We start from the raw sequence: 14,226 nt of genomic DNA on the forward strand, positions 1-14,226 counted from the left end.
GTTAATCGAAAGGCCTTGCGCATATGTCCCTCGACGCAACAGACCGTCGCCTGCTTTCCGCGTTGCAGCGGCGGGGGCGCATCTCGAACGCCGATCTCGCCGAGGAGGTGAACCTGTCGGCCAGCGCCTGTCACCGGCGGGTCGGGCGGCTGGAGGCGGAGGGGTATATCCGGGGTTATGTCGCCCTGCTGGACGCGCGCAAGCTGGGCATGTCGGCGACGATTTTTGTCGAAATCACGCTGTCGACGCAGGCCGACGACGTGCTGGAAGCGTTCGAGAAGGCGGTGGGGCGCATTCCGGACGTGCTGGAATGCTACCACACGGCGGGGGCGGCGGATTACATCCTCAAGGTCGTGGCCGACAGCACCGAGGATTTCGCCCGCATCCATCGACAGCACCTGGCCCGCCTGCCGGGCGTGGCGAAAATGCAGTCGAGCTTCACGCTTCGGACCGTCTCGAACACCACCGCCCTGCCGCTCTGACGCGGCTTGCCAAGGCGGCGCGGTTTGACCAATCTGCACCCCATGGAATTCGACTATATCATCGTCGGCGCCGGGAGCGCCGGCTGCGTTCTGGCCAACCGCCTCAGCCGCGCGGGCCATACCGTTCTGCTGCTCGAGGCCGGGGGGCGCGACAATTACCACTGGGTCCATATCCCGGTGGGCTACCTCTACTGCATCGGCAATCCGCGCACCGACTGGTGTTTTCGCACGGCCGAGGAGCCGGGGCTGAATGGCCGCTCGCTGCTTTATCCAAGGGGCAAGGTGCTGGGCGGGTGCAGCGCGATCAACGGGATGATCTACATGCGCGGGCAGGCCGCTGATTATGACGGCTGGCGGCAGATGGGCAACCCGGGCTGGGGCTGGGATGACGTGCTGCCCTATTTCAAGCGGTCGCAGGATTACGTCGACGGCGCGTCGGAGCATCACGGCGCAGGCGGCGAATGGCGGGTCGAGAACATGCGCCTGCACTGGGACGTGCTGGACCACTGGCGCGATGCGGCGGTGGCGGCGGGCCTGCCGGCGACGGATGATTTCAACCGGGGCGACAATGAAGGCGTCGGTTACTTCAAGGTGAACCAGCGGAATGGCTGGCGGGTCACGAGCGCCAAGGCCTTCCTGCGGGCGGGCACCGGCAAGGGGCTGAAGGTCGAGACCGGGGCGCATACCCAAAAGGTCATCGTCGAGGATGGGCGCGCGGTGGGCGTTGAGTATTTGCAGAACAATGAAAGGCAGGTTGCGCGGGCCAGGGCCGAGGTGATCCTGTCGGCCGGGGCGATCGGCAGCCCGCAATTGTTGCAGTTGTCGGGGCTGGGGCCGGGGGAGTTGCTGCGCGAGCACGGGATCGAGGTGAAACGCGATATCCCGGCCGTGGGCGGCAATTTGCAGGACCATTTGCAACTGCGCTGTGCGTGGAAGCTGACCGGGGCAAAAACGCTGAACACGATGGTCGGCTCGCTGTGGGGCAAGGCGAAGATCGCGCTGGAATATGCGTTGAAGCGAAGCGGGCCGATGGCGATGGCGCCCAGCCAGCTTGGCGCGTTTGCCCGGTCGCGGCCGGATCTGGCGACGCCCGACCTGGAGTATCACGTGCAGCCGCTGTCGCTGGATGCGTTCGGGGGCGACCTGCATGATTTCCCGGCGATCACCGCCAGCGTCTGCAACCTGCGGCCCGAGTCGCGGGGCACGGTTACCATTGCCTCGGCCGATGCCGGGGATGCGCCGGTGATTGCGCCGCGCTACCTGTCGACCGAGGGGGACAGGCAGGTGGCGGCCGCGTCGATCCGGCTGACCCGGCGGATCATGGAACAGGAACCGATGGCGCGTTACGCGCCCGAGGAATTCCGCCCGGGGATCGAGGTGCAGAGCGACGAGGAGCTGGCCAAGGCGGCGGGCGATATCGGCACGACGATCTTTCACCCGGTGGGCACGGTGCATATGGGGCCGGGCGAGGAGGCGCCGCTCGACCCGGAGCTGCGCCTTCGCGGGGTGAGGGGGCTGCGGGTGGTCGATGCCTCGGTCATGCCGACGATCACCAGCGGGAACACCAATTCGCCGACGATCATGATCGCCGAGAAGGCGGCGGACATGATTTTGGAGGCGGCGCGGGGGTGAAGCGCCGCCGAGAGGCCCCGGGTCAGGCCCGGGGCGGGGGAATGAGAAAGGCCCCGGCGTTTCCACCGGGGCCCTGTTTGTCTGGAATGGACAGGAGGATCAGTCCTCTGCCTTTTCCTCTTTCTTGGCTTCTTCGCCGGTCTCCTGGTCGACCACCTTCATCGACAGGCGCACCTTGCCGCGATCGTCGAAGCCCAGCAGCTTGACCCAGACTTCCTGGCCTTCCTTCAGCACATCCGAGGGATGGTTCAGGCGGCGGTTCTCGATCTGGCTGACATGGACCAGCCCGTCGCGCTTGCCGAAGAAGTTCACGAAGGCGCCGAAATCGACGATCTTGACGACGGTGCCCTTGTAGATGTGCCCTTCTTCCGGCTCGGCCACGATCGAGTGGATCATGTCATAGGCTTTCTGGATGGCTTCACCGTTCGGCGAGGCGATCTTGATCACGCCCTCGTCGTTGATGTCGACCTTGGCGCCGGACACCTCGACGATCTCGCGGATGACCTTGCCGCCCGAGCCGATCACTTCGCGGATCTTGTCGGTGGGGATGTGCATCGTCTCGATCCGCGGGGCGTGGATCGAGAAATCGCCGGCTTCCGACAGGGCCTTGGACATTTCGCCGAGGATATGCATCCGGCCTTCCTTGGCCTGTGCCAGCGCCTTCTGCATGATCTCGGGGGTGATGCCCGCGACCTTGATGTCCATCTGAAGGGAGGTGATGCCGTTCTCGGTGCCCGCGACCTTGAAGTCCATGTCGCCGAGGTGATCCTCGTCGCCAAGGATGTCGGTCAGGATCCCATAGGAGCCATCCTCTTCCATCACGAGGCCCATGGCCACACCGGCCACGGCGGCCTTGAGCGGCACGCCCGCGTCCATCATCGACAGCGAACCGCCGCAGACGGAAGCCATCGAGGACGAGCCGTTGGACTCGGTGATCTCGCTGACCACGCGGATGGTGTAGGGGAAGTCGGTCGCCGCCGGCAGCACCGCCTGAAGCGCGCGCCATGCCAGCTTGCCGTGGCCGATCTCACGACGGCCCGGAGGGCCCACGCGCCCGGCTTCACCGACCGAGTAGGGCGGGAAGTTGTAGTGCAGCAGGAAGTTCGAGCGGAAGTTCCCGTGCAGCGCGTCGATGATCTGTTCGTCATCGCCGGTGCCCAGCGTGGTCACGACCAGGCCCTGCGTCTCACCGCGGGTGAAGAGCGCCGAGCCGTGGGTGCGGGGCAGGATGCCGGTTTCGGAAACGATCGGGCGCACCTCGTTCAGGGCGCGGCCGTCGATCCGCTTGCCGGATTTGACCACGTCGCCGCGCAGAACGCCGGCTTCGAGCTTCTTCATGGCCGAGCCGAGGTTGGCGTCTTCGAGCTGCTCTTCGGTCAGCTTGGCCTTGATCGCCTCGCGTGCCTCCGCCACGGCGGTGGTGCGTTCCTGCTTGTCGGTGATGGCGAAGGCCGAGCGCATCTGGTCTTCACCGGCGGCTTTCACGGCCTCGTAAAGCTCCGTGTAATCAGGCGGTTGGAAGTCAAACGGCTCTTTCGCCGCGTCCTCGGCCAGGTCGATGATCAGGTCGATCACCGGCTGGATCTGCTCGTGCGCGAAGGTCACGGCGCCGAGCATCTCCTCTTCGGTCAGCTCGTAGGCTTCCGATTCGACCATCATCACCGCGTCCTTGGTGCCGGCGACGACGAGGTCGAGGCGCTGGTCGGGCTTGTTGCGCAGGTCGTGCATGTCCTCGACATCGGGGTTGAGGATGTATTCGCCGTCCTCATAGCCCACGCGGCAGCCGGCGATCGGGCCCATGAAGGGGGCGCCGGAGATCGTCAGGGCGGCCGAGGCGGCGATCATCGCCACCATGTCGGGGTCGTTGACGAGGTCGTGCGACAGCACGGTGCACATGACCAGGACTTCGTTCTTGAAGCCCGGGACAAAGAGCGGCCGGATCGGCCGGTCGATCAGGCGCGCGGTCAGCGTTTCCTTCTCGGTCGGCCGCGCCTCGCGCTTGAAGAAGCCGCCGGGCACCTTGCCCGCGGCGTAGTATTTCTCTTGATAATGAACGGTCAGGGGGAAGAAATCCTGCCCTTCTTTCGGTTGCTTGGCGAAGGTCACGTTGGCCATGACCGAGGTTTCCCCAAGGGTGGCGATGACCGAGCCATCTGCCTGACGGGCAACCTTGCCCGTTTCCAGTGTGAGCGTTTCCTCGCCCCACTGCATCATCTTCTTCACTTCGTTGAACATCTGTCGTTTTCCTGGTTGGAGGCGCTCTTGGGCGTATCCCAAGTCCTCCGTTTCAATGGCGGCCCCATTGCCGCCGACCCCATCTCTTCTTCATGCGCCCGGGGCCAAGGGCATCACGTCTCAGATGGCGGCGCTATAGAGGAGTTTAAGGAGGAATGAAAGCTCAGATCACGGGGAGGTGAGGCGAATCGGGGTTAATGCCAGCAAACACTGGGGTTTGGCACGTCGGTATAACGTCGGTATTTTGTCGGTATAACGTCGGTGCGGCGGTCGGCACGGGCCGGGTTAAGGGGCCGGGCGTTGCGCGGGAGCGCCGCTTTCGGAAAGGAACCGTTAACCTGCCCCGATCACCCCTCGCCGCCTGCGAGCTGGAGGTCGCCGGAGCGGAGGAGAAGGTCCGCCTCGTAGCGGCGGAGGGAGGGCAGGCAGGTCTGCGGGAGGTGGGTTCCGTGGCCGGCCAGTTCGGGGAAGACCTCGAGCAGTTCGGCGCGGGTGGCGGCGGCCATGCCGGTGAGGGCGACGTCGCCGGGGTGCAGGCTTTCGCTGAGCACGCCGTTCGACCAGACGACCTCGTGGCTGTCGAGGAGGAAGTGCCAGTATTCCACCCGGCGCGCGGCGGTCTCGTGCCGGACGGTGCGGCCGTTGACCATGAACTTGGCAGGCAAGAGGACGGAGGCGGACTCGAACCAGAGCTGAGCCCACGGGCTGCGGTGCATGAGCCGGTGGTTGGGCGAGACGAGGAGATCGCGGGACGGCAGGCCGGGCCCGAACGCGTCGCGGGCGATGCGGACCGGGGCAAGGTGGCGGTTGGCGTGGCCCAGCGGGATGGTGCGGCGGGCGATCCAGCGGATCGGCCGGGGCGGCCCGCCCGGCACGCAGACCAGCGCGCCCACGGCCAGCGTCTCGACCGGCACGTCGCCCGAGGGCGTGCGGATCAGCGTGCCGCGGGCGAAGCAGATGGCCGAGGCATCGGGGTTGGCCTGCTGGATCGTGCCGATATTCAGCTCGCCATCGCCGCCGGGCAGCACGTCTTCGCCCTGCCTGAAGGACGCGGTGTTTCCCGGTTCGAACCCGCCGAGATCGACCGCGAATTTCGAGCCGCCGAACATGCCGAAGATGATGTAGTCATCCCCCGCGCCGGTGTTGTTGTAGGCATCCGGCGTGGCGAAGGTGGGCGAAATGATCGGCGTCGGGCCGGGGACGAGATTGCCGTTGCCGTCATCGACCGCCTCGTAGACGGCGAAGAACTGGCCGTTGGTGACGACATCGCCGTCGCCCTGGGTGCGGACAAGGAAATAGCGGTCGTCGGCATCGCCGAGCGGCTTCAACTGGTGAAGCTTGATCGTCGTCAGCCCGCCGGGATAGCTGGCATTCCACGACCCGTAGGTCGCGATCTGGTCGCCTGACAACAGAAACCGTTCGCCCGCCACCTTGCTGCTCCTTTGCCGCGCTGCGCGCGGTCTATACGTTTATCCGATTGTTACTTATTGGGTATTTTGACTTTCCGCGGCCCGCTTGGCTGGCAGGTCGCGTGCTTTGATACCCGCTGTAGCCGCCGAATCCGGCTTTTTTCAGACAAATCGAGATGGTTTTGCAAAAAGTTTTAATCCCGGCCCGGCGGTATTGTGCCCGGCGTGTCGGGACGTGCTGGGCCGGAGATATAGCCGGGCTCGCGGGGTCCGGGCGGCACCTGACCGCCCGGGCCGCGTGATCTCTGGCGGCAAGCTTACCGGTGCGGATCGAGCTTTTCGAACTCGCTGGACAGCCGCGACCGCAGCTTCTTGGCCGCGCCCTTAAGGGCTGCCGGGATGTCGGGGCCGTCGTGATGGGCGGCCATCGGGCCCATGCCGCGGGGGCGGGCCTCGATCGTGCAGCGGATGTGATCGGGGCCGTGCTTGTCGGCGTTCTGATCCTTGAGGTGAACCTCGACCCGTGTGAGGCGATCTTCCATGTGGCCGAGATCGGTATGGACGGCGTTTTCGGCCACTTCTGTCAGCCGGTCGTCGCCATGGATGAAGTTATCGGTGTTCACCTGAATTTGCATGGGATTGGTCCTCGCTTTGACTGATAAGGATGTATGGAGCGAGGCGTGGGCCTGCAAGATTGGCGCAGGGGGGCCGGCAGCAAAACGCCCGCCTCTTGCGAGACGGGCGTTTGAAGGTCGAACCGTGGACGGCCGGGCTTAGCGGCGGATGCCGAGGCGCTTGATCAGGTCGAGGTAGCGGGCCTCGTCCTTGCCCTTGAGGTAGTCCAGCAGCTTGCGGCGCTGGGCCACCAGTTTCAGCAGGCCGCGGCGGCCGTGGTTGTCCTTGGTGTGAGTCTTGAAGTGCTCGGTCAGGGTCGCGATGCGCGAGGTCAGGATGGCCACCTGCACCTCGGGCGAGCCGGTGTCGCCTTCCTTGGTCGCGAAGTCCTTGAGAATCTTGTGCTTTTCTTCAACCGTGATCGACATCGGGGTCTCCTTTCGAAGTCAGGGGTTGAGGGCGCGAGCCGGGATGTCGTCCAGCAAGGTCCTTTGGAGATATGCCGGGAAGCCCGGCAGATGGGCGCGTATAGCGGGAGTCCGGGCAAAAGAAAAGCCCGAATTCCCTGTGGGGCGCGGTGCCGGTTACACCGTGCCCGGCGGTACGAGGGCGATGTCGGCCGGCCCGAGCCCCGTGGGGCTGTGGACGAGGGCGACCTCGGTGCCGTCGAGGGTGACGCGGAAGAGGCCGGTGTCGGCGGTGTCCTGCGTGACCTCGAGCTGGGGCTCGCCGCTGTCGGGGTCGTACTCGATCAGCAGGCTGTCCTCGCCGGGGGTGAAATCCATGATCTCGGCCGCGCCGTCGACGCCGGACTGGCCGCCAAGGAAGATCGTGTCGGCCCCGTCGCCGCCGGTGACGATGTCGGTGGCGCCGGCGGTGATCCGGTCGTCGCCGTCGCCGCCGTTGAGGTAATCGGTCTCGCCGTCATCGGCGCCGTCGGGGCCGAGGCCATTGACGGTGTCGTCACCCCAGCCGCCGAAGAGGGTGTCTTCCCCTGCCCCGCCGTCGAGCGTGTCGTCGCCGTGGTAGCCGTGGAGCGCGTCGTCGCCTTCGCCACCGTCGAGGGAGTCGTTGCCGGTGCCGCCGGTGAGGCTGTCGTCGCCGTCCCCGCCACCCAGCGTGTCGGCGCCGTCATGGCCGTAGAGATCGTCATCGCCCAGCCCGCCGAGGAGCAGGTCGTCGCCCGCCTCGCCATGAAGCGTGTCGTCGCCGGCGTCGCCGTGCAGCGTGTCTTCACCATCGCCGCCTTCGATCTGGTCGGCGCCGTCCTGGCCGGTGACGAGGTCGTCGCCCGCGTAGCCGAGCAGGAAATCGCTGCCGTCGGTGCCGGTGACGGTGTCGCCCGCCTCGCCGCCGGTGGAGATTGTCCAGTCGTCGCCGGTGGTATCCTCGCCGGTATCCTCCGTGGCATCCTCGCTGGCATCGTCACCGGCGTCGCAGCCTGCCTCCTCAACCGGCGCCTCCGGCATGCCGCCGTTCAGGAAGGTCGCGAGGTCGATCGTCTCGCCGCTTTCCTGTGTTTCCTCGGCCTCTGGCGTGTCATCCGCCACAGGCTCCACTTCGTCGATTCCACTATCCAGCCCGACGAACGCAGCCGCCCCCACGGCCAGCATGCCAAGCATACCCGCAAACAGAAACATCACATATCATCCCACAAACCCCCGTGGTGATATGCCCGGAAAGGGGCGCCCGGGTCAAAGAAAACAGGGGCAAATGGTTAACGGGTCAGGGGGCGGGGCGGCCGCGGGGGATGACCTCGTAGCCCTGTTCCTCGGGCTCGTCATCGGTCATTTCCGGCGGGAAGCCGGGGGCGGTGATGTCGAGGCCGGTGGCCTCTTCCAGCCGCTTGATGATGTTCGGCGACAGCTCTCGCGGGCCGAAGCGGGAGATGCCGTCCTCGAAGATCCTGATCATCAGCGGGTTCATTTCCAGCGGCACGCCGGCGCGGTCGGCGACCGCCTGGAAGAGGCCGATATCCTTGGCGACGAGGTCCATGGTGAAGGAGATGTCGCGGCTGCCGTTGAGGATCACCTGGCTTTCGGTTTCGTGGACGAAGGAGGTGCCGGAGCTGATGGCGATGGCCTCGTAGGCGGTGGAGAGGTCCATGCCGGCGGCCTTGGCGGTGACTAGCGCCTCGCAGCAGGTGAGGAGGTTGGCGGTGGCGAGGTAGTTGGTGATGACCTTGAGGACAGAGGCCGAGCCCAGGTCGCCGGTGTGCAGGATGCGGCGGCCCATGGTTTTCAGGAGCGGCAGGATGCGGTCGAAGGTGGCGCGGTCGCAGCCGGCGAAGATCGAGATGTTGCCGGTGTCGGCCCGGTGGCAGCCGCCGGAGACGGGGCAGTCGACCGCCGCGCCGCCGCGGTCGATGACCTGCTGGCCGAGGCGCTTGACCTCGGCTTCGTCGGTGGTGGACATCTCCATCCAGATCTTGCCGGGGGTGATCTCGGGCAGCATCTCCTCGACCACGGCGGCGGAAGCGGCGGGAGAGGGCAGGCAAGTGATGACGGCGTCGCAGGCGCGCATCATTTCGGCGGGGCTGCCGCCGGGTTTCGCGCCTCGGGTCACGAAGCTGTCGACCATGGCGGGGTTGAGGTCATGGACGGTGAGGTCGATGCCGTTGCGCAGAAGCGAGCCGCTGAGCTTGCCGCCGACATTGCCGAGACCGATGAAGCCGGTTTTCATTGAAGATTCTCCCTGTGTTGCCGCCCATTTCGACAGGGGATCTGGCTTTGTAAATCGGTTTGTGCGGTGGGTGCGTTTTCTTCGAAGAAAACGGGCCGGAAAATTGGAATTTTCCGGCGCAGCGCGGCACGGGAGGTGCAGAAAATTCCCCGGAAAATGCGCATTTTCCAGGGCCGGAATTCGCGCGAATTCCGGTTACCGTCGGCGGAGGGTGTCGCCGTAGCTGATCTTGGGTTCCAGCACCACGCGCTCGGGCCGGCCGGCGTCGCCCTCTTCCACGCGGCGGGCGATGATCGCGGCGGCCTTGAAGCCGATCTCGTTGCGACAGGCATCCATCGAGGCGAGTTCCCGCGGCAGGCCTTTCAGGAGGTTCAGCCCGTTGAAGCCGGCCAAGCCGAAATCGGCCGGGATCTTCACCCCCTGTTCGAGCAGGTAGAGCAGCCCGCCCGCGCCGATCAGGTCGTTGGAATAGTAGATGAAATCGAGGTCGGGAGAGCGGTCGAGCACCTCTTTCGTCATCTCGCGCCCCTTCACCAGCGCCGAGCCGCCGGAGTAGAACTCGCGATCCTCGATCTCGACCCCCGCCTTGGCGAGCGCCTCGGTGAAGCCCTCGAACCGCTTCCGGGCGCGGTGGTCCTGCGCCATCTTGGTGCCGAGGAAGGCGATGTGTTCATAGCCGTCCTTGAGGATCGCCTGCGCCATCTGCTGGCCGGCGCGGCGGTGCGAGATGCCGACCACTGAATCGACCGGGGTGCCGTCGACATCCATGATCTCGACCACCGGGATGCCCGAGGCGCGCAGCATGGCGCGGGAGGCGTCGGAATGCTCGAGCCCTGCGATGATCACGCCGGAGGGGCGCCAGGAGAGCATTTCGTAGAGCACCTTCTCCTCTTTCTCGGGGGAGTAGCCGGTGACGCCGACCACGGGCTGAAGCCCGGTTTCCTCGAGCGCCTCGCTGATGCCGGTCATCACCTCGGGGAAGACCATGTTCGACAGCGACGGGATGATCACGGCGACGAGGTTGACCCGCTGCGAGGCCAGCGCGCCGGCGATCTTGTTGGGGACGTATCCCAGCTCCTTGGCGGCTTCCAGAACCCGTTGCCGGGTGGCGTCGGAGACGTCGCCGCGGTTGCGCAGCACCCGACTGACGGTCATTTCCGACACGCCCGACGCCTCGGACACGTCGCGCAGGGTCAGGGGACGGTTGTCATTGGCGCTCACGGGCTCGGATCCTCAATGTGTTGTTTTCCGAATGTTACCGCGAACGCTCGGTCCCACGCAATAACTTCGCACGGCCGGGGCGCGGGCCGTGAGCTAGGCCGCGCCGGAGATGGTGCCGGGTCCTGCCCCCTCCTCGCCGGTGCGGAAACCGCCGGAGAGGTCGCGCAGGCGGGCGGCCTCCCCCGCCATGGTGACGCCGGCCTCGTGCACCTCGCCCATGCGGGCCGCGTTCTGGCGGGTGCGGGTGTCGAGCCGGGAGATTGCGCTGTCGATCTGCTGGATGCTGTCCGACTGTTCCTGGGCCGCGGCGGAGATCGCGGCGATCGAGGTGCTGGCGCCGTGCAGCCGGGTGATCATCGAGGTGAAGCATTCCGCCAGCCGGGTCACCGCGCCGGTGCCCGCGCCGATCATCCGGGCGTTGCCGTCGAGCTGCTGCTTGATGTCGCTGGCGGCCTGTGCGGTGCGTTCGGCGAGGTCGCGCACCTCGGCGGCGACGACGCCGAACCCCTTGCCGGCCTCGCCGGCGCGTGCGGCCTCGACGCTGGCGTTCAGCGCCAGCAGGTTGGTCTGGTAGGCCACCGAATCGATCAGCGTGGTGACCGAGAGGATCCGGTCGGCGGAGGCGGAGATTTCCTCCATCGTGCCGCGGGCCTCGGTCACCGTGGCCTCGTTCCGGCGGACCTCTTCGATCGTGGCCTGCATGCCCTGTTCGGCGGCGAGCGTGCCGTCGGCGGCCTCGGAGACCGACTGGGTCAGCTGCTTGAGGGCGGCGGCGGTTTCGGCGAGGTCGGTCGCCTGTGTCTCGGCCTGGCCGCGCACCCCGTCGAGCGAGGTCTCGATGTCCCGCGCCCCGCTGTCGATGGCCCCGGCGATGCCGGAGATGGAAATGACCGTATCGCAGAGCCGGGCGATGGCGGCATTGAGCCCGGCGCGCAGGATCTCGTATTTCGGCGGCACGTCGGCCTCGACCCGGGCGGTCAGGTCGCCGGTTTCCAGCCGGGAGATCGCCTGGCTGAGCAGGTCGACGACGCGCTGCTGGTCGCGGGCCTCCTGCTGCGCGGCCTGTTCCTGCTGCCGGGCGGCCTGTTGCTGCGCGGCGGCCTGCCGCTCCTGCTCGGCGGCGCGGGCGAGCTGACTGCGCAGGTCGTCGAGATCGCCGGCGAGCCATCCGATCTCGTCCCGGCGGTTGCGGGAGGGAACCGGGCTGTCGAAATCGCCCCGGCGCATGGCCGAGACCCGATCCTGCAACAGGAGGATCGGCCGGGTCAGCAGGCGGCTGAACACCACGGCAAGCCCCGCGGCCACCGCCACGCAGACGGCCACGACACCGAGCAGCATGTCACGCAACCGCGCCACCGGCGCCATCGCGGCGGCAAGCGGGATATCGGCCGCGAGAACCCACTCACCCCCCATCGCGGAGAAGGGCCGCATCGAGATCAGGTGCGGGGTGGTGCCGTCCTCGGTCCGGACAAGGCCGACGGTTTCGCCCGCCACGGCCCGGCGGAACGCCGGGCTGTCGCCGATCGGGGCGGCGTGTGCAGCCGGGCCGGACCCGGCCCGCACGGTACCGTCCTGCCCCACCAGGCGGGCGCGCGCGCCCTCGCCCGGGCGCAGGCCCTTGGCCAGCACCCCGGACAGCGCCTCGGGCCGGACCTGCAGCACGGCGAACCCGATCGTGGTGCCCATGCCGATGACCGGTGTGGCGAAGAAGCCGGCGCTGGCCCCCGACGGGCCGTAGGGTGTGAAATCTTCGAACACCACCGCCCCGGCGCCGGCCGCCGCGGCGGCCTGCCACGCCCGGCCCAGCCCGGTTGCGGCCAATGCGCCATCCTGCAGATTGCCGGCGAAATCCGCCGCCTTGGCCGCGGAATAGATCACGTCACCGTCAAGGTTGACGAGGTAGAGATCGGCAAGCCCCGCCTCCTCGACCATGGCGAGAAGCTGGGGATGATAGTGACTGTGTGCGCGGGCATAGAGCTTGTGCCCGGCACCGGCGGCGAGCTGGTGCCGCTCGCCTGCCTTGTGGGGGTTGTCGGTGACGTAATCGGCGGTCAGGGCGGTGCGGGTGCCTTCCTTGTCCTTGAGCCAGATGGCGTCGAACTCGAACAGGGCATCCTGTATCGTGCTGCTGCCGGTCCGGACGAGGAGCGCACGTTGCTGCGCGGCGAACCAGTCGGCCAGCCCGTCGGCGCGCGCCTGTAGCAGCGCGGCGAAGCGCGCCTCGATCCCGTCGCGCAGGATGGTGCGGGCCGACTGGAACGACAGGAAGGCCACGATGCAGAGCATGATGACCGCCGCGCCCGCCACCAGCGCCGGCACCCTGACCCGAAGGCTTGCCCCGTGCCGTTTTTCCATCGCCTGCCTGTCATGCATCGCCATCTCTCGGAACATTCGGTCCGGGCGGCAGGATAGGGCCAAGGGGTTAAGCAGTGCTGAACCGCCACGAGAGGGAATTTGAGGCTGACAAGCGCGGCGTCAGCCGCTATTGCAGCCCTGCGCGGCCCCGTGGCTCAACAGGATAGAGCAGCCCCCTCCTAAGGGGCAGGTTGCAGGTTCGAATCCTGCCGGGGTCGCCAAATAATACAGATATTTCAGAACCTTGCAGAGAGGCGGTTAGCCCTACCGCACCTAGAAAGCAGGATTCTGCAGTTGATTCCTGCGAACGATGCGTGAACGGCCGTACAAATCCCGTACAAGGGCTTTCCGCAGATTCACAGAATGTTCCAGTTTCGGAAAAGGAAAGCCCCGCCGACGCAGCAACGTCGAACGGGGCTCATGAGTGTGGCTCCTACCACGTACAAGATACCCCGGAACGCACCCGCGTTGCAAGGGCGTTGAGCTATGTTCTTACGCTCGGGACACAGGTTGCCTGGTGGGGACTGGTTCCGGTCTTCAAGGCTCGCTTGACGGCCCAGGAGCGCGCTGCGCTGGCCTTCATGTCGCTCAAGTCCATGGATCGCGACGACGCCGTTATGACAGCAGAGGCAGCGCTCTACGCTGGAGCCGGTCAACCTCAAGCCCCGCTCTTTAGCTTCATGGATCAGGCGAATTCCTGGGCTGCTTGGGCCGAACCCGAAGAGCGGGAAGCGTATTGCCTGGCTGCCTTCAACCGGATGGCACCGGCGCGGCAAGCCGCTTTCCTCGAATTCGTGCAGAGGAGGGCTTGTGCATGACCATCCAACGCCACGCCTTTACCCGCCCGAGCGAAGAGGAAATCGAGCGCCTGTTGTACCATATGCCTGCCGCGGTGAGTTGGACCGAAAATACATGGGCGGCGAACTTCGGACGCTCCATCATCCGCCAGGCCAATCGGCGCCGTTGGGCGCCGTCTCCGAAGCAGCTGAACATCATGCGGACGATGGTCAGTGACCTGTTTTCGCGTGGCGTCAAAGAGGAGGGCGAACTGCAAGTGATCGAGGACTGATCTGCAAAGGGTTTATGCAGGTCTTTCTCCTCAGTCACTCAACGCATCAGCGATGAGCAAAGAGACCTGCCACGGTTTGCCCTCTTCCCGTGCCAAAGAGGGAGATGCTCCGGGGAACTCACCCGGCCCGCGTCGGATCGGCTCCTACTGGACCGACGCAGAAGCGCGACAACGTAACCCACCGGGCAAACCGGGGACCGCACCGGCGCAGAGCTGCAAAGGGCGGGGCAGGAGAAAACCCTGCGGGGAAGCGGCTGGCCCCCGATATCGGGCATCGCGTGGATACGGAGCAGGGAGTGTAGGGCCTTCCCCCGTGTATCGGGGGGAAGGAGCGGGTGGCGGTAGTATGTCCAATCGAAAGGCAGGACCATGAACAGTAATCAAGCTCAACTGGACCCGGCGCGGTTCGACACACTCACCAGCCCCGAGAAGATCTGGGGCTTGAACAACATCGCTCAGGCGCTTGGCGTGAGCACGGATAAGGCACGTCGCTTGGCCCGGCTCGATGACTGCCCGATCTATCGGC

The 14,226-nt window shown here is 66.3% G+C and carries 12 protein-coding genes and 1 tRNA gene; 5 read left to right on the plus strand and 8 right to left on the minus strand.

The genetic code is table 11. The annotated features are described in order from the left end of the window. Nucleotides 1–23: 23 nt before the first annotated feature. Together RLN94_RS07215 and RLN94_RS07220 are read left to right on the plus strand one after the other, a co-directional pair. Nucleotides 24–482: an Lrp/AsnC family transcriptional regulator gene (locus RLN94_RS07215; RefSeq protein WP_350123415.1), complete on the plus strand. Its 459-nt coding sequence runs from the start codon at nucleotides 24–26 to the stop codon at nucleotides 480–482. A gap of 42 nt (nucleotides 483–524) precedes the next feature. Then, nucleotides 525–2,114 (plus strand): GMC family oxidoreductase, encoded by a 1,590-nt coding sequence (locus RLN94_RS07220; protein ID WP_350123412.1) that lies wholly within the window; start codon nucleotides 525–527, stop codon nucleotides 2,112–2,114. Between the two features lie 99 nt (nucleotides 2,115–2,213). Here RLN94_RS07220 and pnp read toward each other — a convergent pair whose 3' ends face one another. The 8 genes from pnp to RLN94_RS07260 all read right to left on the minus strand — a co-directional run bounded on the left by pnp (nucleotide 2,214) and on the right by RLN94_RS07260 (nucleotide 12,649). Next, nucleotides 2,214–4,349 (minus strand): polyribonucleotide nucleotidyltransferase, encoded by a 2,136-nt coding sequence (pnp, locus tag RLN94_RS07225; protein ID WP_350123409.1) that lies wholly within the window; start codon nucleotides 4,347–4,349, stop codon nucleotides 2,214–2,216. Between the two features lie 347 nt (nucleotides 4,350–4,696). Next, nucleotides 4,697–5,779, minus strand: coding sequence for a Hint domain-containing protein (locus RLN94_RS07230; RefSeq protein WP_350123406.1), 1,083 nt, complete (start codon nucleotides 5,777–5,779; stop codon nucleotides 4,697–4,699). 296 nt (nucleotides 5,780–6,075) lie between these two features. Next, the gene (locus tag RLN94_RS07235) at nucleotides 6,076–6,393 is read right to left on the minus strand and encodes an HPF/RaiA family ribosome-associated protein (RefSeq protein ID WP_350123403.1); all 318 of its coding nucleotides are present in this window, start codon (nucleotides 6,391–6,393) and stop codon (nucleotides 6,076–6,078) included. A gap of 138 nt (nucleotides 6,394–6,531) precedes the next feature. Continuing rightward, nucleotides 6,532–6,801 (minus strand): 30S ribosomal protein S15, encoded by a 270-nt coding sequence (rpsO, locus tag RLN94_RS07240; RefSeq protein WP_350123400.1) that lies wholly within the window; start codon nucleotides 6,799–6,801, stop codon nucleotides 6,532–6,534. 156 nt (nucleotides 6,802–6,957) lie between these two features. Next, entirely contained in the window at nucleotides 6,958–8,013 is a 1,056-nt protein-coding gene (locus RLN94_RS07245; RefSeq protein WP_350123397.1) for a calcium-binding protein, read from the minus strand. Nucleotides 8,014–8,098: 85 nt separating this feature from the next. Beyond that, nucleotides 8,099–9,055: an NAD(P)-dependent oxidoreductase gene (locus tag RLN94_RS07250; protein ID WP_350123394.1), complete on the minus strand. Its 957-nt coding sequence runs from the start codon at nucleotides 9,053–9,055 to the stop codon at nucleotides 8,099–8,101. Between the two features lie 195 nt (nucleotides 9,056–9,250). After that, entirely contained in the window at nucleotides 9,251–10,276 is a 1,026-nt protein-coding gene (locus RLN94_RS07255) for a LacI family DNA-binding transcriptional regulator (protein WP_350123390.1), read from the minus strand. A gap of 93 nt (nucleotides 10,277–10,369) precedes the next feature. Further along, on the minus strand, nucleotides 10,370–12,649 hold the full coding sequence (locus RLN94_RS07260; protein ID WP_350158648.1) for a methyl-accepting chemotaxis protein: 2,280 nt from the start codon (nucleotides 12,647–12,649) through the stop codon (nucleotides 10,370–10,372). Nucleotides 12,650–12,775: 126 nt separating this feature from the next. Between RLN94_RS07260 and RLN94_RS07265 the strand changes: the two genes are divergently transcribed. From RLN94_RS07265 to RLN94_RS07275, 3 genes are all read left to right on the plus strand, one after another. Next, a tRNA-Arg gene (locus tag RLN94_RS07265) sits at nucleotides 12,776–12,852 on the plus strand. A gap of 258 nt (nucleotides 12,853–13,110) precedes the next feature. Further along, on the plus strand, nucleotides 13,111–13,449 hold the full coding sequence (locus RLN94_RS07270) for a hypothetical protein (protein ID WP_350123384.1): 339 nt from the start codon (nucleotides 13,111–13,113) through the stop codon (nucleotides 13,447–13,449). Next, nucleotides 13,446–13,700, plus strand: coding sequence for a hypothetical protein (locus tag RLN94_RS07275; protein WP_350123381.1), 255 nt, complete (start codon nucleotides 13,446–13,448; stop codon nucleotides 13,698–13,700). The genes RLN94_RS07270 and RLN94_RS07275 overlap by 4 nt, the downstream gene beginning before the upstream one ends. Nucleotides 13,701–14,226: the final 526 nt, after the last annotated feature.

It is taken from the genome of Roseovarius sp., assembly GCF_040223625.1.
Taxonomy (GTDB): Bacteria; Pseudomonadota; Alphaproteobacteria; order Rhodobacterales; family Rhodobacteraceae; genus Roseovarius.

Bases quoted from the DNA above. Each gene is read 5' to 3' on its own strand.
- RLN94_RS07215 (WP_350123415.1), top strand. From the start codon at position 24: ATGTCCCTCGACGCAACAGACCGTCGCCTGCTTTCCGCGTTGCAGCGG.
- RLN94_RS07220 (WP_350123412.1), top strand. From the start codon at position 525: ATGGAATTCGACTATATCATCGTCGGCGCCGGGAGCGCCGGCTGCGTT.
- pnp (WP_350123409.1), bottom strand. From the start codon at position 4,349: ATGTTCAACGAAGTGAAGAAGATGATGCAGTGGGGCGAGGAAACGCTC.
- RLN94_RS07235 (WP_350123403.1), bottom strand. From the start codon at position 6,393: ATGCAAATTCAGGTGAACACCGATAACTTCATCCATGGCGACGACCGG.
- rpsO (WP_350123400.1), bottom strand. From the start codon at position 6,801: ATGTCGATCACGGTTGAAGAAAAGCACAAGATTCTCAAGGACTTCGCG.
- RLN94_RS07245 (WP_350123397.1), bottom strand. From the start codon at position 8,013: ATGTTTCTGTTTGCGGGTATGCTTGGCATGCTGGCCGTGGGGGCGGCT.
- RLN94_RS07250 (WP_350123394.1), bottom strand. From the start codon at position 9,055: ATGAAAACCGGCTTCATCGGTCTCGGCAATGTCGGCGGCAAGCTCAGC.
- RLN94_RS07260 (WP_350158648.1), bottom strand. From the start codon at position 12,649: ATGCATGACAGGCAGGCGATGGAAAAACGGCACGGGGCAAGCCTTCGG.
- RLN94_RS07275 (WP_350123381.1), top strand. From the start codon at position 13,446: ATGACCATCCAACGCCACGCCTTTACCCGCCCGAGCGAAGAGGAAATC.